Source organism: Xanthomonas sp. LMG 8993 (genome assembly GCF_009835065.2).
GTDB classification, from domain to species: Bacteria; Pseudomonadota; Gammaproteobacteria; order Xanthomonadales; family Xanthomonadaceae; genus Xanthomonas; species Xanthomonas arboricola.
The window spans coordinates 246,534-265,432 of the sequence record NZ_QVIF02000006.1 but is presented as its reverse complement, the minus strand read 5'-3'; the positions used below and the strand labels follow the sequence as shown (position 1 = coordinate 265,432).

Sequence of the window (18,899 nt, the reverse complement as noted above, 5' to 3'; positions counted from 1 at the left end):
TAGTTGCCGAATCCTCGACAATGCGATGAGTCCCAGTCCTCCAATCCTCGAACACGGTCCGCTCTGCATGACTTCTACCACTCTGGTCAGCATCGTCATGCCGACCTACAAGCCACGCTATTTCGCGCAGGCGCTGGACAGCGTGCTGGCGCAGACTTACACGGCGCTGGAGCTGGTGATCTGCGACGACAACGCCGATGGCGCCATCGAGGCGGTGCTGGCGTCGAGGCTGGCTGACGCCCCATTTTCGATCCGCTACCACCGCAATACCCCCCGCCTCGGCGAACTCGGCAGCACGGTCAAGGGGATCGGCCTGGCGCAGGGCGAATACATCAAGTTCCTGCACGACGACGACGTGCTGGAGCCGGACTGCGTCGCGCAGCTGGTCGGCGCAATGGAGCGCAACCCCGGCACCGCGCTGGCGTCCTCGCGCCGGCTGCGGATCGACGACGACGGTGCGCCGTTGCCGGACATCCTGGCCACCAGCTTCCCGTTTGCCGAGGATGTGCTGATCGACGGGCCGGAGCTGGTGTCGTTTCTGGCCGACCACGCCATCAACTTCATCGGCGAGCCGAGTTGCGTGCTTGCACGGCGCGACGACCTGGTGGCGCTGGGTGGCGAGCTGATGATGTTGAACGGCAAGGCCATCCACTGGGTTGGCGACCTGGCGATCTACGTCAAACTGCTGCGTCACGGCAACCTGGCCTTGCTGTCCGGCCCGCTCACGCAGTTCCGCGTCTCCAGTGCGCAGTTCAGTCAGGCCGGCCGCGATCAGCCCGGCATCGGCGACCAGGGCCATGAGGACTTGCGCCAGGGCATCCGCCAACTCGGCTGGCGACGCGACAGCGGCGACAACCGCCAGGTGCGTGTCGCCCCGCTCAGCCCGCACAAGGCGCGGGTGTTCAAGTCGGTGGATCTGGTCAACGCCTTGATGCAGAGCGCAGGAATGGCCGAGCGCGTGTCGCCGGCCACGTGGTTGGGGGTGCGTCATCCCAGCACCGTGCAGCGCGCCTTGATCGATGCACGTTTGCAGGCGCATGCGGGCGGCCCGCGGATCGCAGTGATGGTGGTCGACAGCGACGGCGATGCGGCGGCGGTGGCCGCAACCCAGGCCAGCCTGGCGGCGGTGGCGTGTTATCGGAACCAGCAGACCTGGGTGATCAGCAGCTCGCCGCAGCAGGCCGCCGAGCACGGCGGGCGCGGTGTGCTGATCGGTCCGGACGGCTTGGTGCCCGCGCTCAATCGGACCATCGCCACGCAACAGTCCATCGACTGGGTGCTGCTGGTCCAGGCCGGCAGCCTGTTCACCGCCAGCGGCCTGCTGATGCTGGCACTGGAGATGCTCGCGCTGCCGGACACGTGTCAGGCCATCTACGCCGATGAAGTGGTCGCGCTGGATGGTGGTCAGCTGGGGCTGGCAATGCGGCCGGCGCTGTATCTGGACATGTTGCTGAGTTCACCGTCGACGATGTCGCGGCATTGGCTGTTCCGGCACCAGACGCTAGTGGCCGATGGCGGCTTTGCAACCGAAACGAGCGACGCCTTCGAACTGGATTACCAGCTTGGGCTGGTCGAACGCTACGGCCTGGCCTGCATCCAGCACATCGCCGAACCCTTGCTGGTGGCATCGGCCACCACGCGGCATGGCGACGAAGACGAGCAGCGCGCCATCAGCCGCCATCTTGCCGCGCGCGGGTACCTGGACGCAGTGGTGAGCGGCAACGGCCCCGGCCGGCACGCGGTGGACTACCGGCATGCACAGCAACCATTGGTCAGCATCCTGGTGCTGGTGGATGGACGCCTGGCGCAGGTGCAGCGCTGCCTGGAAAGCGTGCTCGCCAACACCGGCTATCCACACTACGAACTGCTGTTGCTGGATCGCGGCGACAGCGCCGAGCCGGCGTTGCGCGACTGGCTGGCGGGCATCGACAACCTCGGCCTGCAGCAGATCCGCGTGCTGCGCTTCGACGGTGCGCCCTCGCGCGAGGCAGCCTGCAATGCGGCAGCCGAACAGGCACGTGGGGAGGTGTTGCTGTGGTTGGCGGCCGGTGCGGCAGCGATCAAGGCTGATTGGTTGGCGCAGCTGCTCAACCACGCGCTGCGCCCGGAGGTCGGCGCGGTGGCCGGCAAGCTGCTGCGCGGCGACGGCACCGTGCATCACGCCGGCCTGCTGCTGGGCCTGGGGGCACCAGCGGCGCGCGCCTTCGCAGGTGCGGCGTTCGACGAATCGGGCTATCTGCAGCGCCTGCAACTGGATCAGAACTACAGCGCGCTCAGTGGCGAATGCCTGATGCTGCCGCGCCAGCTGTTCCTGGACGCCGGCGGCTTTGCGCAGGAACCGGCATTGGCGCAATGGAGCGACGTCGACCTGTGCCTGCGCCTGCAGCAGGCCGGCTATCTCAATGTCTACGCCGCGCGCGCGCAGCTGTTGATCGACCCGCCCGACGCGCCACCCGCCACTGCACTCGACGAAGAAGCGATGTATGCGCGCTGGCTGCCGGTCATGGCCAACGACCCGGCCTACAACCCGGGCTTCTCGCTGGACCCCGGCGCCGGCTTCCAGCTGGCCGACCCGCGCGCCAGTTGGCGGCCACTGCAGTCGTGGCGACCGCTGCCGACGATGATCGCCCTCCCCGCCGATATCGAAGGCTGCGGCCACTACCGGGTAATCCAGCCGCTGCGCGCCCTGCGCGAGGCCGGCATGGTCGAAGGCGTGCTGTTCAACGGCTATCTAGAGATCAGCGAGCTGGCGCGCCAGGATCCCGACGTGGTGATCCTGCAACGCCAGGTCGGCGAGCCGCGACTGGAAGCGATGCGGCGCATGCAGGCGCTGTCGCGTGCGTTCAAGGTCTACGAGCTGGACGACTACCTGCCCAACCTGCCGCTGAAGAACGCGCATCGCGAGCACATGCCCAAGGACATCCTCAAGACCGTGCGGCGCGGGCTGGGCATGGTAGACCGCTTCGTGGTGTCCACCCCTGCCCTGGCCGAGGCGTTCGCCGGGTTGCATGGCGACATCCGCGTGGCCGAAAACCGCCTGCCACCGCATTGGTGGGAGCACCTGCCCGCACGCAGCGAACGCAAGCAACGCCAGGGTGGCAAGCCACGCATCGGCTGGGCCGGCGGCGTCAGTCACACCGGCGATCTGGAACTGATCGCCGATGTGGTGCGCGAGCTGGCCGACGAGGTCGAATGGGTGTTCATGGGGATGTACCCGTTCGCGTTGCGCCAGCACATCCATCAGTTCCAGCCTGGCGTGCCGATCGATCATTACCCGGCCGCACTGGCGGCGCTGGATCTGGACCTGGCGCTGGCGCCGGTGGAACAGAACCTGTTCAACGAGTGCAAGAGCAATCTGCGCCTGCTCGAATACGGCGCCTGCGGCTACCCGGTGATCGCCAGCGATGTGCGCTGCTACCAGGGCAACCTGCCGGTGACCCTGGTGAAAAACCGCTACCGCGACTGGATCGGCGCGATCCGCGAGCATCTGGCCGACCCGGCCGCTTCGGCGGCAAAGGGCGCGGCCTTGCGTGACGTGGTGCGCCGCGACTGGATGCTGACCGGACGCAATCTTGATCGCTGGCGTGAGGCGTGGTTGCCGGATTAGCGGATCGAGGCCGCGGGTGCATGCACTACCGTCTCGATTGGTCCTTGTCCGCCCACCGTCGCGGGACCTTACGCGGCAGGGATGCCGCGTAAGCGCCTACACGGACGTCCTTGCGGCGTGTCCTGCGAGGGTGGCGGGCAAGGGCCCTGCAGCCAAGCCGCAGATCCGACGCTCTGCACCCAATACTCCTGGGCCATCGCCCAACGCCAGACCCATCCGCGGCTGACTTAAAGCCCCTCCCCGCCCCCGGCGCCGGAATCCCGGCGCGGTTTCGGCACGCCGCTTGCACTGGTGTGGATGCCTCCCTGGCTGACCGCACCCATGAGCGACTCCGTTACCTCCATCCTCTCGCAGATCCGCAGCTACCAGACGCAGATGGGCCAAGGCCCGATGGGCGCGGTGGGCGATGCGGCGCGCGGCAATCAGATCCAGGGGCTGGCCGGCACACAGGGAACACCGGCCACCCAGGCACCGAGCTTCAGCGAGACCTTGCGCGGCGCCATCGGCGGCGTCAACGAGGCCCAGCAGAAGTCCGGCGCGCTGGCCAAGGCCTTTGAAATGGGCGACCCCAGTGCCGATCTGGCACGGGTCATGGTCGCCTCCCAGCAGTCCCAGGTGGCCTTCCGCGCCACCGTGGAAGTCCGCAACCGTCTCGTCCAGGCTTACCAGGACGTCATGAACATGCCGCTGTAAGGGTTGACGACACATGGCTCTCGCGATCACCAAAGAAAACATGAACCAGAACGCCGAAAAGGCGGGGCAATGGTTCGACCGTGTCCGCAGCCTGCAGATCACCCGCAAGCTGACCATGATGGCGATGATCGCCGTGGCGGTGGCGGCCGGTCTGGCAGTGTTCTTCTGGTCGCAGAAGCCCGGTTACCAGTCGCTGTACACCGGCCTGGACGACAAGGGCAATGCCGAAGCGGCCGACCTGCTGCGCACCGCGCAGATCCCGTTCAAGATCGACCAGGACACCGGCGCCATCTCGGTGCCGCAGGACCGTCTGTACGACGCCCGCCTGAAGCTGGCCGGCTCCGGCCTGACCGGCAAGGAAACCGGCGGCGGCTTCGAGCTGATGGAAAAGGATCCCGGCTTCGGCGTCAGCCAGTTCGTCGAAAACGCCCGCTACCAGCACGCCCTGGAAACCGAGTTGTCGCGCACCATCGGCACCCTGCGCCCGGTGCGCGAGGCCCGTGTGCATCTGGCCATTCCCAAGCCCAGCGCCTTCACCCGCCAGCGTGACGTGGCCAGCGCCTCGGTGGTGCTGGAGCTGCGCGGCGGCCAGGGCCTGGAGCGCAACCAGGTCGATGCCATCGTCAACCTGGTCGCCTCCAGCATCCCGGACATGACCCCCGAGCGCGTCACCGTGGTCGACCAGAGCGGCCGCATGCTCTCCATCGCCGATCCCAACAGCGACGCTGCCCAGCATGCCGCCCAGTTCGAACAGGTGCGTCGCCAGGAAAGCTCCTACAACCAGCGTATCCGCGAGCTGCTAGAGCCGATGACCGGCCCGGGCCGGGTCAACCCGGAAGTCAGCGTGGACATGGACTTCTCGGTGGTCGAGGAAGCCCGCGAGCTCTACAACGGCGAACCGGCCAAGCTGCGCAGCGAACAGGTCAGCGACACCAGCACCAGCGCCACCGGCCCGCAGGGCCCCCCGGGCGCCACCAGCAACAGCCCCGGCCAGCCGCCGGCGCCAGCCGCAAACGCCACTGCCGGCGCACCGGGCACCCCGGCCGCTGCCAACGGCCAGGCCGCCGCACCGGCCGCGCCGACCGAAAGTTCCAAGAGCGCCACCCGCAATTACGAATTGGACCGGACCTTGCAACACACCCGCCAGCCGGCCGGCCGCATCAAGCGGGTGTCGGTGGCGGTGCTGCTGGACAACGTCCCGCGCCCCGGTGCCAAGGGCAAGATGGTCGAGCAGCCGCTGACGGCCGCCGAGCTCACCCGCATCGAGGGCTTGGTCAAGCAGGCAGTGGGCTTCGACGCGGCCCGTGGCGACACGGTGTCGGTGATGAACGCCCCGTTCGTGCGCGAAGCGGTGGCCGGCGAGGAAGGTCCGAAGTGGTGGGAAGACCCGCGTGTGCAGAACGGTCTGCGCCTGCTGGTCGGTGCGGTGGTGGTGCTGGCGCTGCTGTTCGGCGTGGTGCGCCCCACCCTGCGCCAGCTCACCGGCGTGACCGCGATCAAGGAAAAGCAGGCCAAGGGCGGCAACGATGGCACTCCGCAGAGCGCCGACGTGCGGATGGTCGACGATGACGACCTGATGCCGCGCCTGGAAGAGGACACCGCCCAGCTCGGTCAGGACCGCAAGAACCCGATCGCGCTGCCGGACGCCTACGAAGAACGCATGCGTCTTGCACGCGAAGCAGTCAAAGCCGATTCAAAACGTGTCGCACAAGTCGTGAAGGGATGGGTCGCCAGTGAAGCCTGATACACCACCGATGACCGGCGTACAGCGCGCCGCCGTGCTGCTGCTGTCGCTTGGGGAAAGCGACGCCGCCGAAGTGCTCAAGCACATGGACCCCAAGGAGGTGCAGAAGATCGGCATCGCCATGGCCACCATGACCGGCATCTCGCGCGATCAGGTCGAGAAGGTGATGGACGACTTCAACGGCGAACTGGCCGGCAAGACCTCGCTGGGCGTGGGCGCCGACGACTACATCCGCAACGTGCTGATCCAGGCGCTGGGCGCCGACAAGGCCGGTGGCCTGATCGACCGCATCCTGCTCGGCCGCAACACCACCGGCCTGGACACCCTGAAGTGGATGGACCCGCGCGCGGTGGCCGACCTGGTGCGCAACGAGCATCCGCAGATCATCGCCATCGTCATGGCGCATCTGGACAGCGACCAGGCCGCAGAGGCCCTGAAGCTGCTGCCCGAGCGCACCCGCGCCGACGTACTGCTGCGCATCGCCACCCTGGACGGCATCCCGCCCAATGCGCTGAGCGAGCTCAACGACATCATGGAGCGCCAGTTTTCCGGCAACCAGAACCTCAAGTCGTCCAATGTGGGTGGCATCAAGGTGGCCGCCAACATCCTCAACTTCCTCGACACCGGCGCCGACCAGGGCGTGCTGGGCGAGATCGGCAAGATCGACGCCGACCTGGCCGGCAAGATCCAGGACCTGATGTTCGTGTTCGACAACCTGGTGGACCTGGACGACCGCGGCCTGCAGACGCTGCTGCGCGAGGTCTCCGGCGAGCGCCTGGGCCTGGCCCTGCGCGGTGCCGACGTCAAGGTGCGCGAGAAGATCACCCGCAACATGTCCCAGCGCGCCGCCGAGATCCTGCTCGAGGATATGGAAGCGCGCGGCCCGGTGCGCCTGGCCGACGTGGAAGCGGCGCAGAAGGAAATCCTCACCATCGTCCGCCGCCTGGCTGACGAAGGCGCCATCAGCCTCGGCGGCGCCGGTGCGGAGGCGATGGTATGAACGACATCGTCACCCGCTGGCTGGCCCCCGACCTGCACCTGGAGCCGGCCCCGCCGGCGCCGGAGTACGACGAGCCGGCCGTGCTCGAGCCGGTGCTGCGTCCGCCGACCCTGGAAGAGATCCAGGCGATCGAAGACGCCGCCCAGCAGGAAGGCTTCGCCCGCGGCCATGCCGAAGGCTTTGCCCAGGGCCAGTCCGAAGTGCGCCGCCTGACCGCGCAGATCGACGGCATCCTGGACAACTTTACCCGCCCGCTGGCGCGGCTGGAGAACGAAGTGGTCGGCGCGCTCGGCGAGCTGGCCGTGCGCATCGCCGGCTCGCTGGTCGGGCGTGCCTACCAGGCCGACCCGCAGCTGCTGGCCGAGCTGGTGCAGGAGGCCATCGATGCGGTCGGCGGCGCCGGCCGCGAGGTGGAAGTGCGCCTGCATCCGGACGACATCACCGCGCTGCTGCCGCATCTGGCGCCCAGCAGCACCACCCGCGTGGCCCCGGACCTGAGCCTGAGCCGCGGCGACCTGCGCGTGCATGCCGAGAGCGTGCGCGTGGACGGCACCTTGGACGCGCGCCTGCGGGCCGCGCTGGAGACAGTCATGCGCAAATCCGGAGCGGGCCTGTGAGCGCCCTGCTGGGCGCCACCCCGGCCGACTGGCTGGACGCGCGCAACCTGCGCCTGGCCACCCGCCTGAGCGGGCTCGGGCTGGAACCGAGCGCAGGCCGCACCCTGATCCGCGAAGGCATCCTGCGCCGGGCAGTCGGCCTGACCCTGGAAGCCACCGGCTGCGAGGCACCGATGGGCGCCACCTGCAAGGTCGAAGTCGACGGCGGCTGGGTCGATGCCGAAGTGGTCGGCTTCGCCGGCGAACGCACCTACCTGATGCCCAGCGCCGAACTGCATGGCCTGCTGCCGAACGCCCGCGTGGTGCCCTCGCGGCGCCGTGGCGGCGTGGAGGTGGGCGAAGGCCTGCTCGGCCGCGTCATCGACAGCGACGGCACCCCGCTCGACGGCAAAGGCCCGATCCGCGGCGAAGGCAGCGTCAGCATGGCCGGCGTGTCGATCAACCCGCTGGCGCGCGAACCCATCACCACCTCGCTGGACGTGGGCGTGCGCGCCATCAACGCCATGCTGCCGATCGGCCGCGGCCAGCGTGTGGGCCTGTTCGCCGGCTCCGGCGTCGGTAAATCGACGCTGCTCGGCATGATGACCCGCTTCACCTCGGCCGACGTCATCGTGGTCGGGCTGATCGGCGAACGTGGCCGCGAAGTGCGCGACTTCGTCGAAACCACGCTGGGCGAGGAAGGCCTGCGTCGCGCCGTGGTGGTGGCCGCCCCGGCCGACCGGCCGCCGTTGGCGCGCCTGCATGGCGCCTACCGCGCCACCGCCATCGCCGAATGGTTCCGCGACCAGGGCCTGAACGTGTTGTTGCTGATGGATTCGCTGACCCGTTTCGCCCAGGCGCAGCGCGAGATCGGCCTGTCGGTCGGCGAGCCGCCAACCACCCGCGGCTACCCGCCGTCGGTGTTCGCCAAATTGCCGGCGCTGGTGGAACGCGCCGGCAACGGCGCCAAGGGGCGCGGCTCGATCACCGCCTTCTACACCGTGCTGACTGAGGGCGACGACCCGCAGGACCCCATCGCCGACGCCGCACGCGCCATCCTGGACGGCCATATCCTGCTGTCGCGTCGGGTTGCCGACAGCGGCCTGTATCCGGCCATCGACCTGGAATCCTCGGTCAGCCGCGTGGTGCAGGACATCGCCGACGACACCTGGCGCCTGCGTATCCGCAAGCTCAAGCGGTTGCTGTCCGCCTACACCGCCAACCGCGACCTGATCGCCATCGGCGCCTACCAGCGCGGCAGCGACCCGGCCACCGACGAAGCCCTGGCGCGCTGGCCGGAGATCGTCGAATTCCTTGGCCAGGATGTGCACAAGGCGTCGGTTCTGAGCGACAGCCTGTCCGCGCTGCAGCAGCTGGTGGAACCGGAGAATTAATCCATGATGCAATCCAAACGGATCGACCCCCTGCTGCGCCGCGCCCAGGAACAGGAAGACAAGGTCGCGCGCGACCTGGCCGAGCGTCAGCGCGCCCTGGACACCCACCAGTCACGCCTGGACGAACTGCGCCGCTACGCCGAGGAATACGCCAACAGCCACATGGCCGGCACCAGCGCCGTGGCGCTGAGCAACCGCCGCGCCTTCCTGGACCGGCTCGACAGCGCCGTGCTGCAGCAGGCCCAGACCGTGGAAACCAACCGCAACAAGGTGGAAGCCGAGCGCACCCGGCTGCTGCTGGCCAGCCGCGAGAAGCAGGTATTGGAGCAACTGGCCGCCAGCTACCGCGCGCAGGAGAACAAGGTGATCGAACGCCGCGACCAGCGTGAGATGGACGACCTCGGCGCGCGTCGTTCGCGCCTGGCCCGCAGCGAAGATACCCACGGAGAATCCGCATGAACCCCTTGTCCGCTTTTGCCGCCGGCCTCGGCGCACTCGCCGGCACCGGCAAGAAATCCAGCTACAGCGATCCCTCGTCCGAGCCGGACGCTGGCCAGGACCAGTTCGCGCGCATGCTCAACCCGGCCAACACCCCGAACCAGGCCCCGCCGCAGGCGCCCGAGCGCGTGCCGGCCAAGCAGGCTGCGCCCAAGTCCAACCAGCCCGACAAGCAGCGCAGCGACGACGACCACGGCGACGATGCGCCGGGCGATGCCACTGCACGCCCGCGCGCGCAGGACGGCGATGCCAAGGCCGCCAAGTCCGGCAACGCCAAGGAACCGGCTGCCGCCGACGGTAGTAGCGCTGCCACCACCGCCAAGGCCGGCAAGGGCGGCAAGACCGCGAGCAACGGCGAAGACGCACCGGCCGACGCAGCCACCGCCACCGACACCGGCTGGCCACCGCCGGGCCTGGGCGGCTTCGGCATGGGCCTGCTGGCGCAGGCGCTGCCCGGCGGCGATGTGCTGGCGGCCGCGGCTGCGGCACTGGCTGCCGGCGTGACCGCTGCGGCCGGCGCCACGCCGGCGGCAACCGCGCTGCCGACCGACGCGGCCGCACCCACCGCACCCGCGACCGCCGGCACCGCCCTGCCCTCGTTGGGCGCGCTGGCACCGGCAGCCACCGCAGGCGCCAAGCCCACCTCCGTCACCGCCTTGAGCGGCGACGCCCAGGCGGCCGCACTGATGAGCATGGCGACCAAGGCGCTGGACACGGGCACCGACGACAGCGCCGGCCCGGCCGCGCCGGACGCCCCGGCGTTCGTGCTGCCGACCACCACGGCGGCCGCGCTCGGCCGCCTGCAGGACCCGGCGCCGGTGTTCAGCGCCTCGCCCACGCCGACCCCGGAAATGGGCAGCGACACCTTCGACGACGCCATCGGCGCGCGCCTGAGCTGGCTGGCCGACCAGAAGATCGGCCATGCCCACATCAAGGTGACCCCGAACGAGATGGGCCCGGTCGAGGTGCGGCTGCATCTGGACGGCGACAAGGTCAATGCCAGCTTCAGCTCCGCCAATGCCGACGTGCGCCAGGCGCTGGAGCAGAGCCTGCCGCGCCTGCGCGACATGCTCGGCCAGAACGGCTTCCAGCTCGGCCAGGCCGATGTCGGCCAGCAACAGCAGAACCAGTCCGGCAACCGCAACGGTGGCGGCAGCGAGGGCAATGGCCTCAGCCTGGACGACAGCCCGCCCGTCGGAATTCCGTCAGTGGTGTTACGCCAGCGTGGATTGCTGGACGCCTACGCCTGAGCGCGCGTGCCGGGCACGCCCCGGCGCGGCTGAAACCTGGATGCCGGCAAGCTCCGGCACCGCCCCACGCCCCTCGCAGCGCAAGGCCTGCGGGGGTTTTGCCGTTGAGGCTGCACGCGCGCCAGGAAACCGTCGCCGGATTGGCATGCCAATTGCATCCACTGGGTGAGCATTCCCCCTGGAGCAGACTGTGGCAGCCGCGGAAAAACCCAAGAAGACCGAAGACAAAGACGACAAGGGCGACAAGAAGAAGGGCGGCAAGAAACTTCTGCTGATCGCCGTCGGGGTCGTGGTGCTGGCCGCTGCCGGTGGCGGCGCCTGGTTCTTCTTCGGCCACAAGGGCGAGGAGAAAGACGGCAAGCACGCCGCGCCCAAGGTGGCCGAGGTGCCCAAGCCGGCGCAGTACTTCCCGATGGATCCGGCGATCGTGGTCAACCTGGCCGATCCCGGCGACGGCCCGCAGTACTTGCAGGTCGAAGTGCAGCTGGTCACCCGCGACCCGGAAGACCTCAAGCTGATCACCGAAAACGCCCCGGCCATCCGCGCGCATCTGCTGATGCTGCTGTCGCAGGTCAAGGCCACCGATGTGGCCGACCTGGTCGGCAAGCAGAAGCTGCAGAAGGCCGCCCTGGCCGAAGCGCAGAAGGTCATGACCAGCGAGACCGGCAAGAAGTGCGTCGAAGAACTGCTGTTCACCAGTTTCGTCACCCAGTAAGGCCTGCCCCATGAGCGTCAGCGATCTGCTTTCCCAGGACGAAATCGATGCCCTGCTGCATGGCGTGGATTCGGGTGCGGTCAATACCGAGCCGGAGCCGCTGCCCGGCGAGGCGCGCCAGTACGACCTGTCCAGCCAGGACCGCATCATCCGTGGCCGCATGCCGACCCTGGAGATGGTCAACGAGCGCTTCGCGCGGCTGTGGCGCATCGGCCTGTTCAACCTGATCCGGCGTTCGGCCGACCTGTCGGTGCGCGGCATCGACCTGGTCAAGTTCAACGAGTACATGCATTCGCTGTATGTGCCCACCAACCTCAACCTGATCCGCTTCAAGCCGCTGCGCGGCACCGGCCTGATCGTGTTCGAACCCACGCTGGTGTTCACCGTGGTGGACAACTTCTTCGGTGGCGACGGCCGTTACCACACCCGTATCGAAGGTCGCGAATTCACCGCCACCGAGATGCGCGTGGTGCAGCTGATGCTCAAGCAGACCTTCGCCGACCTGAAGGAAGCCTGGGCGCCGGTGATGGAAGTGGACTTCGAGTACATCAACTCGGAGATCAACCCGCACTTCGCCAACATCGTCACCCCGCGCGAGTACGTGGTGGTGTGCCGCTTCCATGTCGAACTGGAAGGCGGCGGCGGCGAGATCCACATCACCCTGCCGTATTCGATGCTGGAGCCGATCCGCGAACTGCTCGATGCCGGCATCCAGAGCGACCGCAACGACCGCGACGACTCCTGGAACGTGATGCTGCGCGAGCAGCTGGATACCGCCGAGGTGACCCTGTCCAGCGTGCTGGCCAGCAAGCGCATGAGCCTGCGCCAGCTCACCGGCCTGAAGATCGGCGACATCCTGCCGATCGACCTGCCCGCACAGGTGCCGCTGTGCGTGGAAGACATTCCGTTGTTCACCGGCGAATTCGGCGTTTCCAATGGCAACAACGCCGTCAAGATCACCGCCGTACGCCCGCCCGGCGTGCAAGCCCCACGCGCCGTTCCCTCCCAGGACTCCAGCAAATGATCAACTCCGACATCCTCGACGCCGCGCCTGCAACCTTCGACAGCCTGCAGGCCGAGCACGACCAGAATGCCACCGACCTCAACCTGGACGTCATCCTGGACGTGCCGGTGACGCTGTCGCTGGAAGTGGGCCGCGCGCGCATCCCGATCCGCAACCTGCTGCAGCTCAACCAGGGCTCGGTGGTGGAACTGGAGCGCGGCGCCGGCGAGCCGCTGGACGTGTACGTCAACGGCACCTTGATCGCGCATGGCGAAGTGGTCGTCATCAACGACCGCTTCGGTATCCGCCTGACCGACGTGGTCAGCCCCAGCGAACGGATCCGGAGGCTGCGGTGATCGGCCTGCTGGCCGCTGCCGCCCCGGTCGCGGCCAAGGCCACCCAGGTCGGCGCGCAGGCGCCGTCCTCGCCCAGCCTGTTTGGCGCGGTGTTTGCATTGCTGCTGGTGCTGGCGCTGATCGTCGGCCTGGGCTGGTTGCTCAAGCGCATGCCCGGCAGCGGTTTCCGCAGTACCGAGGGCCTGCGGGTGGTGACCAGCCTGGCGGTGGGTGCCAAGGAACGCGTGGTGGTGGTGGAGGTGAACGGCCAGCAGTTGCTGCTCGGCGTCACCGCCGGCGGCATCAACACCTTGCACACCCTGTCCGAACCGCTGCCGTCCGCGCCCGCTCCCACCCTGCCCAACTTCAAGCAACTTCCCAATTTCGCCCAGCTGCTGGCACAGAAGCTGCGCAAGGACCCGTGACATGTTGAGTCGTTGGAATCGCTGGGGGCGCAGCCTCCGCCTGGTGCTGATCCTGCTGGTGATGAGCTGCCCGCTGCTGGCCGCTGCCACGCCCGCCGCATTGCCGGCCATGGCCCAGGCCGCCGCTCCCGCCGCCGCGCCGGCGACCGCGCCGGCCGGCGCCAATCAGCTGCCGTCGTTGCCCAATGTCAGCGTCGGCCGCATCGGCGACCAGCCGGTGAGCCTGCCGCTGCAGACCTTGCTGCTGATGACGGCGATCACCCTGCTGCCGTCGATGCTGCTGGTGCTGACCGCCTTCACCCGCATCACCATCGTGCTGGGCCTGCTGCGCCAGGCGCTGGGCACCGGCCAGACCCCGTCCAACCAGGTACTGCTGGGGCTGTCGATGTTTTTGACCGCGCTGGTGATGATGCCGGTGTGGCAGAAGATGTGGGGTGCCGGGCTCTCGCCGTACCTCAACAACCAGATCGATTTCCAGACCGCCTGGACGCTGACCACCCAGCCGCTGCGTGCCTTCATGCTGGCGCAGATCCGCGAGACCGACCTGATGACCTTTGCCGGCATGGCCGGCGACGGCAAGTACGCCGGCCCGGACGCGGTGCCGTTCCCGGTGCTGGTGGCCTCATTCGTGACCAGCGAGCTGAAGACGGCGTTCGAGATCGGCTTTCTGATCTTCATCCCGTTCGTGATCATCGATCTGGTGGTCGCCAGCGTGCTGATGTCGATGGGCATGATGATGCTGTCGCCGATGTTGATCTCGGCGCCGTTCAAGATCCTGCTGTTCATCCTGGTGGATGGCTGGGTGCTGGTGGTGGGCACATTGGCCGCGAGCTTCAACGCGTCGTAGCCGCAAGGTCTGCATGCGTGCCGCCCTGCCGGCGTGCCGACCCGTCCTGCCGCTTCGGCATGGGCCCGACGTCGGGCAGCAGACGCAGAGCAGACAGCAAGCGCGCCAACCAGTGCAGCCGATAGCGCCGAAGCGCACGGCTGAGCAATGGGCCCGGGGAGCCACCCAACACGCGTGGCTTCGCCTCGCACCCCCACCCCACCCCCCTCTCCCGCTGGAGAGGGGCGAGTTTCTGCAGACCGCAGCTTTGTCAGCCCACACACCGTCGAACAGCTCAGCCCCCTATTCAGACTCCCGCCTCCCGCCTCCCGCCTCCCGCCTCCCGCCTCCCGCCTCCCGCCTCCCGCCTCCCGCCTCCCGATTCCCGCCTCCCGCCTCCCGATTCCCGATTCCCGATTCCCGATTCCCGATTCCCCAATCCCATCCATTGGCACCCCACTTGCATCACCACACCCATGAGCCCTGAAATCGCCCTGACCGAATTGCGTGGTGGCCTGGTCACCGTCCTGTGGATTGCCGGCCCGATGTTGCTGGCGGTGCTGGTCGTCGGTGTCGTGATCGGTGTGGTGCAGGCTGCCACCCAGTTGAACGAGCCGACCATCGCCTTCGTGGCCAAGGCGGTAGCGTTGACGGCCACCCTGTTTGCCACCGGCAGCATGCTGCTGGGGCATCTGGTGGAGTTCACCATTGCGCTGTTCCAGCGCATACCGCATCTGATCGGTTAGCGGACCCGGCCGGATGGATGCTGCCACCCAGATGGTGATCGACGGCCAGCGCGCGTTTGCGATGGTCGGGGCGATCATGTGGACCATGCTGCGCACCGGTGCGCTGCTGACCGCGATGCCGTTGATCGGCACGCGCGCGGTGCCGGGACGGGTGCGGGTGATGCTGGCCGGGACATTGTCGATGGTGCTGGCGCCGCTGCTGCCGCCGGTGCCGGATTGGGACGGTTTCACCGCGCAGGCGGTGCTCAGCGTCGCCCGCGAGCTGGCGGTGGGCGCCAGCATGGGCTTCATGCTCAAGCTGATCTTCGAGGCCGGCGCGATGGCCGGCGAACTGGTGTCGCAGTCCACCGGCCTGTCGTTTGCGCAGATGTCCGACCCGCTGCGCGGAGTCACCTCGGGGGTGATCGCGCAGTGGTTCTATCTCGGGTTCGGCTTGCTGTTCTTCGCGGCCAACGGACACCTGGCGGTGATCGCATTGTTGGTGGACAGCTACAAGGCCCTGCCGATCGGCACCGCGCTTCCCGATGCCGCCGCCTTCGCCGAGGTGGCGCCGACCCTGTTCCTGCAGATCCTGCGCGGCGGGCTCACCCTGGCACTGCCGATGATGGTGGCGATGCTGGCGGTCAACCTGGCCTTCGGCGCGCTGGCCAAGGCCGCGCCGGCGCTGAATCCGATGCAGCTGGGCTTGCCGCTGACGGTGTTGCTGGGGCTGTTCCTGCTGTCCAGCTTCGCCAGCGAATTCGCGCCGCCCGTGCAACGCATGTTCGATACCGCCTTCGACGCCGCCAGGGATTTGACTGCCTAGCGGACACATCCATAAGTGTGAACTGCCTCAAGTTTTTCGCCCGTCAGCCGTCAACGCCACAGGACGATTGATACCGCCAATCGCCATCACTCACCCACGCCAAAGTCGGCGGGAACCGATGCCCAACGTGTCTGCGCTGTTCGCTCCGATTGCGTCACGACGCGGCCACTGGTGGGCCTGGGGCTGTCTTTGGATTGCCGTGCTGCTGGCGTGCGGCCACGCGCGGGCGCAGACCTACAGCTTCCGCGACTACGCCCAGGCCGATGGCCTGCAGGGCATGACCGTCAACAGCCTGCTCGAAGACCGCCAGGGCGTGGTCTGGGTGGGCACCGAGCTGGCCCTGCACCGCTTCGAGCGCGAGAGCTTCACTCCGGTTGGCCAGGAGAGTGGCCTGGATGCGCGCTATATCCGCGCCCTGGCGCTGGATGCCGCAGGACGGTTATGGGTAGCCAGCGCCAACGGCGTATTCGTGCGCGACGGCGGTGCGTTCGTGCAGCTGCTGCGCGACGGCAAACCGATCCGCGCCGACAGCGGCAATGTGCTGGCTGCCTATGCCGGCGGCATGGTGGTGGTCAGCGAGAACGCCTTGCTGCGCCTGTCGCCGGACCACACGGGCGGCTGGTCGGTGCACCCGCTGCCGTTGCAGCTGGCCGATGGCACCAGTCTGCCGGCCGGCAAGGCGTTACTTGCCGATGGCACGGCACTCTGGAGCAGCTGCGGGCCGCACGTCTGCCGGATCGACGAGAACGGACGCACCGAGCTGCTCGGCGAAGCCGACGGAGTGCCGGAGCGGCAGTGGCGGGCGATCTTTCGCGACCACCAGAACACCCTGTGGCTGCGCGGCGGTGGCCTGGTGCTGTCGCGCGCGCCGGGAGAGCGTGTATTCCGCAACCATGCGGCGCCGGCAGGCACCAGCTTCGACACGCTCTCGGCCGCCACCACCCTGTCCGAAGATGCACAGGGCCGCCTGCTGACCCGCTCCGATCGCGGCCTGGTGCGCTGGGAAGGCGATCACTGGCGCTACTTCGGCCACGACCAGGGGCTGCCGATCAGCCCGATGGTCGGCCCGTTGCTGATGCAGCGCACCGGCCAGCTATGGATCGGTACCCGTGGCCTGGGCGTGCAGCGCTGGCTGGGCTACGGCAACATCGAACACTGGGACGAGAGCCAGGGCCTGGCGGAAGCGCCGACCTGGATGATCCAGCGCCTGCCCAGCGGCGAGCTGCTGGTCGGCGGCGATGCCGGCTCCAATGTGCTGGATCCGCGCAGCGGGCGCATGCAGCCCTGGACGCTGGACGACGGCCAGCCGCTGCTGCAGTCGATCTCCCTGGCGCTCTCGCCGACAGACGGCGCCGCCTGGGTGGCACGCTCGTCCGGCGCATTGGCGCGGCGCGATCCGCGCAGCGGCCGGACCGTCGACGTGCTGCAGCTGGGCCTGCCGATCAACAAGCTGTTGTTCGACGCCGCCGGCACCTTGTGGATCACCACCCCGCGCGGCCTGTATCGCATGCCGCCGGGCGCGCCATACCAGGCCATCCGCGATCCGGGCGTGCCGGCCGCGTTCGTGGGCGATGTCGATCTCGACCCCCAGGGCCGGCTCTGGGCCAGCACCCGCGAGGGGCTGTACAAGCGGCAGGCAGACGGTGCCTGGCAACGCGTGCAGGTGCGTGGCGTGCTGCCCAGCCAGGATTTCTTCCTGATCGATTTTGCTCCCGATGGCGAGCTGTGGATCTCGCTGCGCGATACCGGGCTGTGGCATGGCCGCCTGCAGGCCGATGGCGTGCTGGCGCTGCGCGCGGTGGACGATCCGCTGGTGGCGCGGGTGATGCCGTTCATCCTGCGCCACGACCGCGAGGGCCGGCTGTGGCTGGGCAGCAGCCAGGGCCTGGACATGCTGCAAAACGGCCATTGGTCGCGGGCCACGCGCACCGAGGGCCTGTTGTGGGATGACATGTCGGCCAATGCGTTCTTCGAGGACGGGGATGGCAGCATCTGGCTCGGCAGCAGCCGCGGTGCCACCCATCTGATCGATCCGTTGCGCGTGTTCGCCGCACCGCCGTTGCGCGTGGACATCCTGCGCGTGCGGCGTGGCAACCAGGCGATCACGCCGGGGGCGCAGGTCGACTGGTCGCAGGTGCCGCTGGATGTGGACATCAGCGCGCCCGGCGCCGAAGGCGGCCCGGACCGCATCAGCTTCCGCTACCGGGTGGAGGGCCACCAAGCACGCTGGACCCAGACCTCGCTCAGTCACCTCACCTACCCGCTGTTGCCGCCCGGCACCTACACGCTGGAAGTCCAGGCGCTGGATGCCTACCAGCGCAGCGCCAGCCCGGTCGCGCGGCTGCGTTTCGTGCTGCGCCCGCCGTGGTGGCGCGGCGTGCCGGCAGTGGCTGGCTACGTGCTGCTGGGCATTGCCGCAGTGATCGCGCTGCTGCGCTGGCGCACGCGCAAGCTGCTGCGGCGCAAACGCGAACTGGAGCAACTGGTGGCCGAGCGCACTGCCGAGCTGGAACAGGACAAGCGCGAGCTGGAGGCGGCACGCGCCGAGCTCGCGCTCAAGGCCACCCACGACGAGCTGACCGGGCTGCTCAATCGCGCCGGCATCCTGCACGCGCTGCGCGGCATGCTGGCGCGTGCCGACACCAGCGCGCGGCCGCTGGCGGTGGTGTTGATCGACCTGGACCACTTCAAGCTGGTCAACGATCAGCACGGCCACCTGGCCGGGGACGCGGTGCTGGCCGAAGTCGGCCGGCGCCTGGATACGCTGGTGCGCGGCGACGACCGCATCGGTCGCTACGGCGGCGAGGAATTGCTGGCGCTGCTGCCGGGGCTCAGTGCCCAGTCCACCCATCGCCTGCAGGCGTTGCATCGCGGGATCTGCGGCAACTACCCGATCGATGGTGGCGTGCTGCCGGTGACCTGCTCGGTCGGGGTGGCCTGGTTCCAGCCGGGCGAAACCCTGGAACAGCTGCTGGCGCGTGCCGACGCCGCGCTCTATCGCGCCAAGCGCAATGGACGCAACCGCATCGATTACGACCATGTGCGCTACGACGCCGCGTCCAGCGGCTGAACCCGCGCCTGGCCGCAGGCCGAAGGACAGCGCCAATGCTGCGATCTGCCAACCGGCCGGGCACGTAGCCTCCCACGGACGCCTTGCCGGGAAAGACGTGTCCGCTGCGACGCCCGCGTGCGGGCAGCCATGCAGCCGTTGCGCGACCGGCATCAAGCCATCGGCGTGATCGCGCCTGCAGCGAAAGGGTCC

General features: G+C 68.5%; 16 protein-coding genes. All 16 read left to right on the top strand.

Going from position 1 to position 18,899, the window contains the following annotated elements; translation table 11 throughout:
* Positions 1 to 97 precede the first annotated feature (97 nt).
* Positions 98 to 3,607, top strand: coding sequence for a glycosyltransferase (locus tag DYQ94_RS13400; protein ID WP_126966747.1), 3,510 nt, complete (start codon positions 98 to 100; stop codon positions 3,605 to 3,607).
* A 321-nt stretch (positions 3,608 to 3,928) separates the two neighbouring features.
* Positions 3,929 to 4,300: a flagellar hook-basal body complex protein FliE gene (fliE, locus tag DYQ94_RS13395; protein WP_006449786.1), complete on the top strand. Its 372-nt coding sequence runs from the start codon at positions 3,929 to 3,931 to the stop codon at positions 4,298 to 4,300.
* 13 nt (positions 4,301 to 4,313) lie between these two features.
* On the top strand, positions 4,314 to 6,044 hold the full coding sequence (fliF, locus tag DYQ94_RS13390) for a flagellar basal-body MS-ring/collar protein FliF (RefSeq protein ID WP_016904679.1): 1,731 nt from the start codon (positions 4,314 to 4,316) through the stop codon (positions 6,042 to 6,044).
* 10 nt (positions 6,045 to 6,054) lie between these two features.
* Entirely contained in the window at positions 6,055 to 7,044 is a 990-nt protein-coding gene (gene fliG, locus DYQ94_RS13385) for a flagellar motor switch protein FliG (protein ID WP_024939590.1), read from the top strand.
* Positions 7,041 to 7,661 carry a FliH/SctL family protein gene (locus tag DYQ94_RS13380; RefSeq protein ID WP_024939589.1) on the top strand — a complete coding sequence of 207 codons (621 nt, stop codon included), beginning with the start codon at positions 7,041 to 7,043 and terminating at the stop codon, positions 7,659 to 7,661. Before fliG ends, DYQ94_RS13380 begins: the two co-directional genes overlap by 4 nt.
* The gene (gene fliI, locus DYQ94_RS13375) at positions 7,658 to 9,034 is read left to right on the top strand and encodes a flagellar protein export ATPase FliI (RefSeq protein ID WP_046342558.1); all 1,377 of its coding nucleotides are present in this window, start codon (positions 7,658 to 7,660) and stop codon (positions 9,032 to 9,034) included. Before DYQ94_RS13380 ends, fliI begins: the two co-directional genes overlap by 4 nt.
* A 3-nt stretch (positions 9,035 to 9,037) precedes the next feature.
* A complete protein-coding gene (gene fliJ / locus DYQ94_RS13370; protein WP_104622651.1) occupies positions 9,038 to 9,493 on the top strand; it encodes a flagellar export protein FliJ in 456 nt (151 codons plus the stop codon).
* Positions 9,490 to 10,782, top strand: a complete 1,293-nt coding sequence (locus DYQ94_RS13365; RefSeq protein WP_126966697.1) for a flagellar hook-length control protein FliK — start codon at positions 9,490 to 9,492, stop codon at positions 10,780 to 10,782. Before fliJ ends, DYQ94_RS13365 begins: the two co-directional genes overlap by 4 nt.
* Before the next feature lie 190 nt (positions 10,783 to 10,972).
* Positions 10,973 to 11,497 (top strand): flagellar basal body-associated FliL family protein, encoded by a 525-nt coding sequence (locus tag DYQ94_RS13360; RefSeq protein WP_016904990.1) that lies wholly within the window; start codon positions 10,973 to 10,975, stop codon positions 11,495 to 11,497.
* A gap of 10 nt (positions 11,498 to 11,507) precedes the next feature.
* Entirely contained in the window at positions 11,508 to 12,521 is a 1,014-nt protein-coding gene (gene fliM, locus DYQ94_RS13355; protein ID WP_016904991.1) for a flagellar motor switch protein FliM, read from the top strand.
* Positions 12,518 to 12,856 (top strand): flagellar motor switch protein FliN, encoded by a 339-nt coding sequence (gene fliN / locus DYQ94_RS13350; RefSeq protein ID WP_016904992.1) that lies wholly within the window; start codon positions 12,518 to 12,520, stop codon positions 12,854 to 12,856. Before fliM ends, fliN begins: the two co-directional genes overlap by 4 nt.
* On the top strand, positions 12,853 to 13,260 hold the full coding sequence (gene fliO / locus DYQ94_RS13345; RefSeq protein WP_024937666.1) for a flagellar biosynthetic protein FliO: 408 nt from the start codon (positions 12,853 to 12,855) through the stop codon (positions 13,258 to 13,260). The genes fliN and fliO overlap by 4 nt, the downstream gene beginning before the upstream one ends.
* Position 13,261: 1 nt before the next feature.
* The gene (gene fliP / locus DYQ94_RS13340; protein ID WP_104568466.1) at positions 13,262 to 14,107 is read left to right on the top strand and encodes a flagellar type III secretion system pore protein FliP; all 846 of its coding nucleotides are present in this window, start codon (positions 13,262 to 13,264) and stop codon (positions 14,105 to 14,107) included.
* Positions 14,108 to 14,562: 455 nt separating this feature from the next.
* Positions 14,563 to 14,832 carry a flagellar biosynthetic protein FliQ gene (locus DYQ94_RS13335; protein WP_005917968.1) on the top strand — a complete coding sequence of 90 codons (270 nt, stop codon included), beginning with the start codon at positions 14,563 to 14,565 and terminating at the stop codon, positions 14,830 to 14,832.
* Between the two features lie 13 nt (positions 14,833 to 14,845).
* Entirely contained in the window at positions 14,846 to 15,637 is a 792-nt protein-coding gene (fliR, locus tag DYQ94_RS13330) for a flagellar biosynthetic protein FliR (protein ID WP_024937668.1), read from the top strand.
* 118 nt (positions 15,638 to 15,755) lie between these two features.
* Positions 15,756 to 18,707: a diguanylate cyclase gene (locus DYQ94_RS13325; RefSeq protein WP_126966486.1), complete on the top strand. Its 2,952-nt coding sequence runs from the start codon at positions 15,756 to 15,758 to the stop codon at positions 18,705 to 18,707.
* Positions 18,708 to 18,899: the final 192 nt, after the last annotated feature.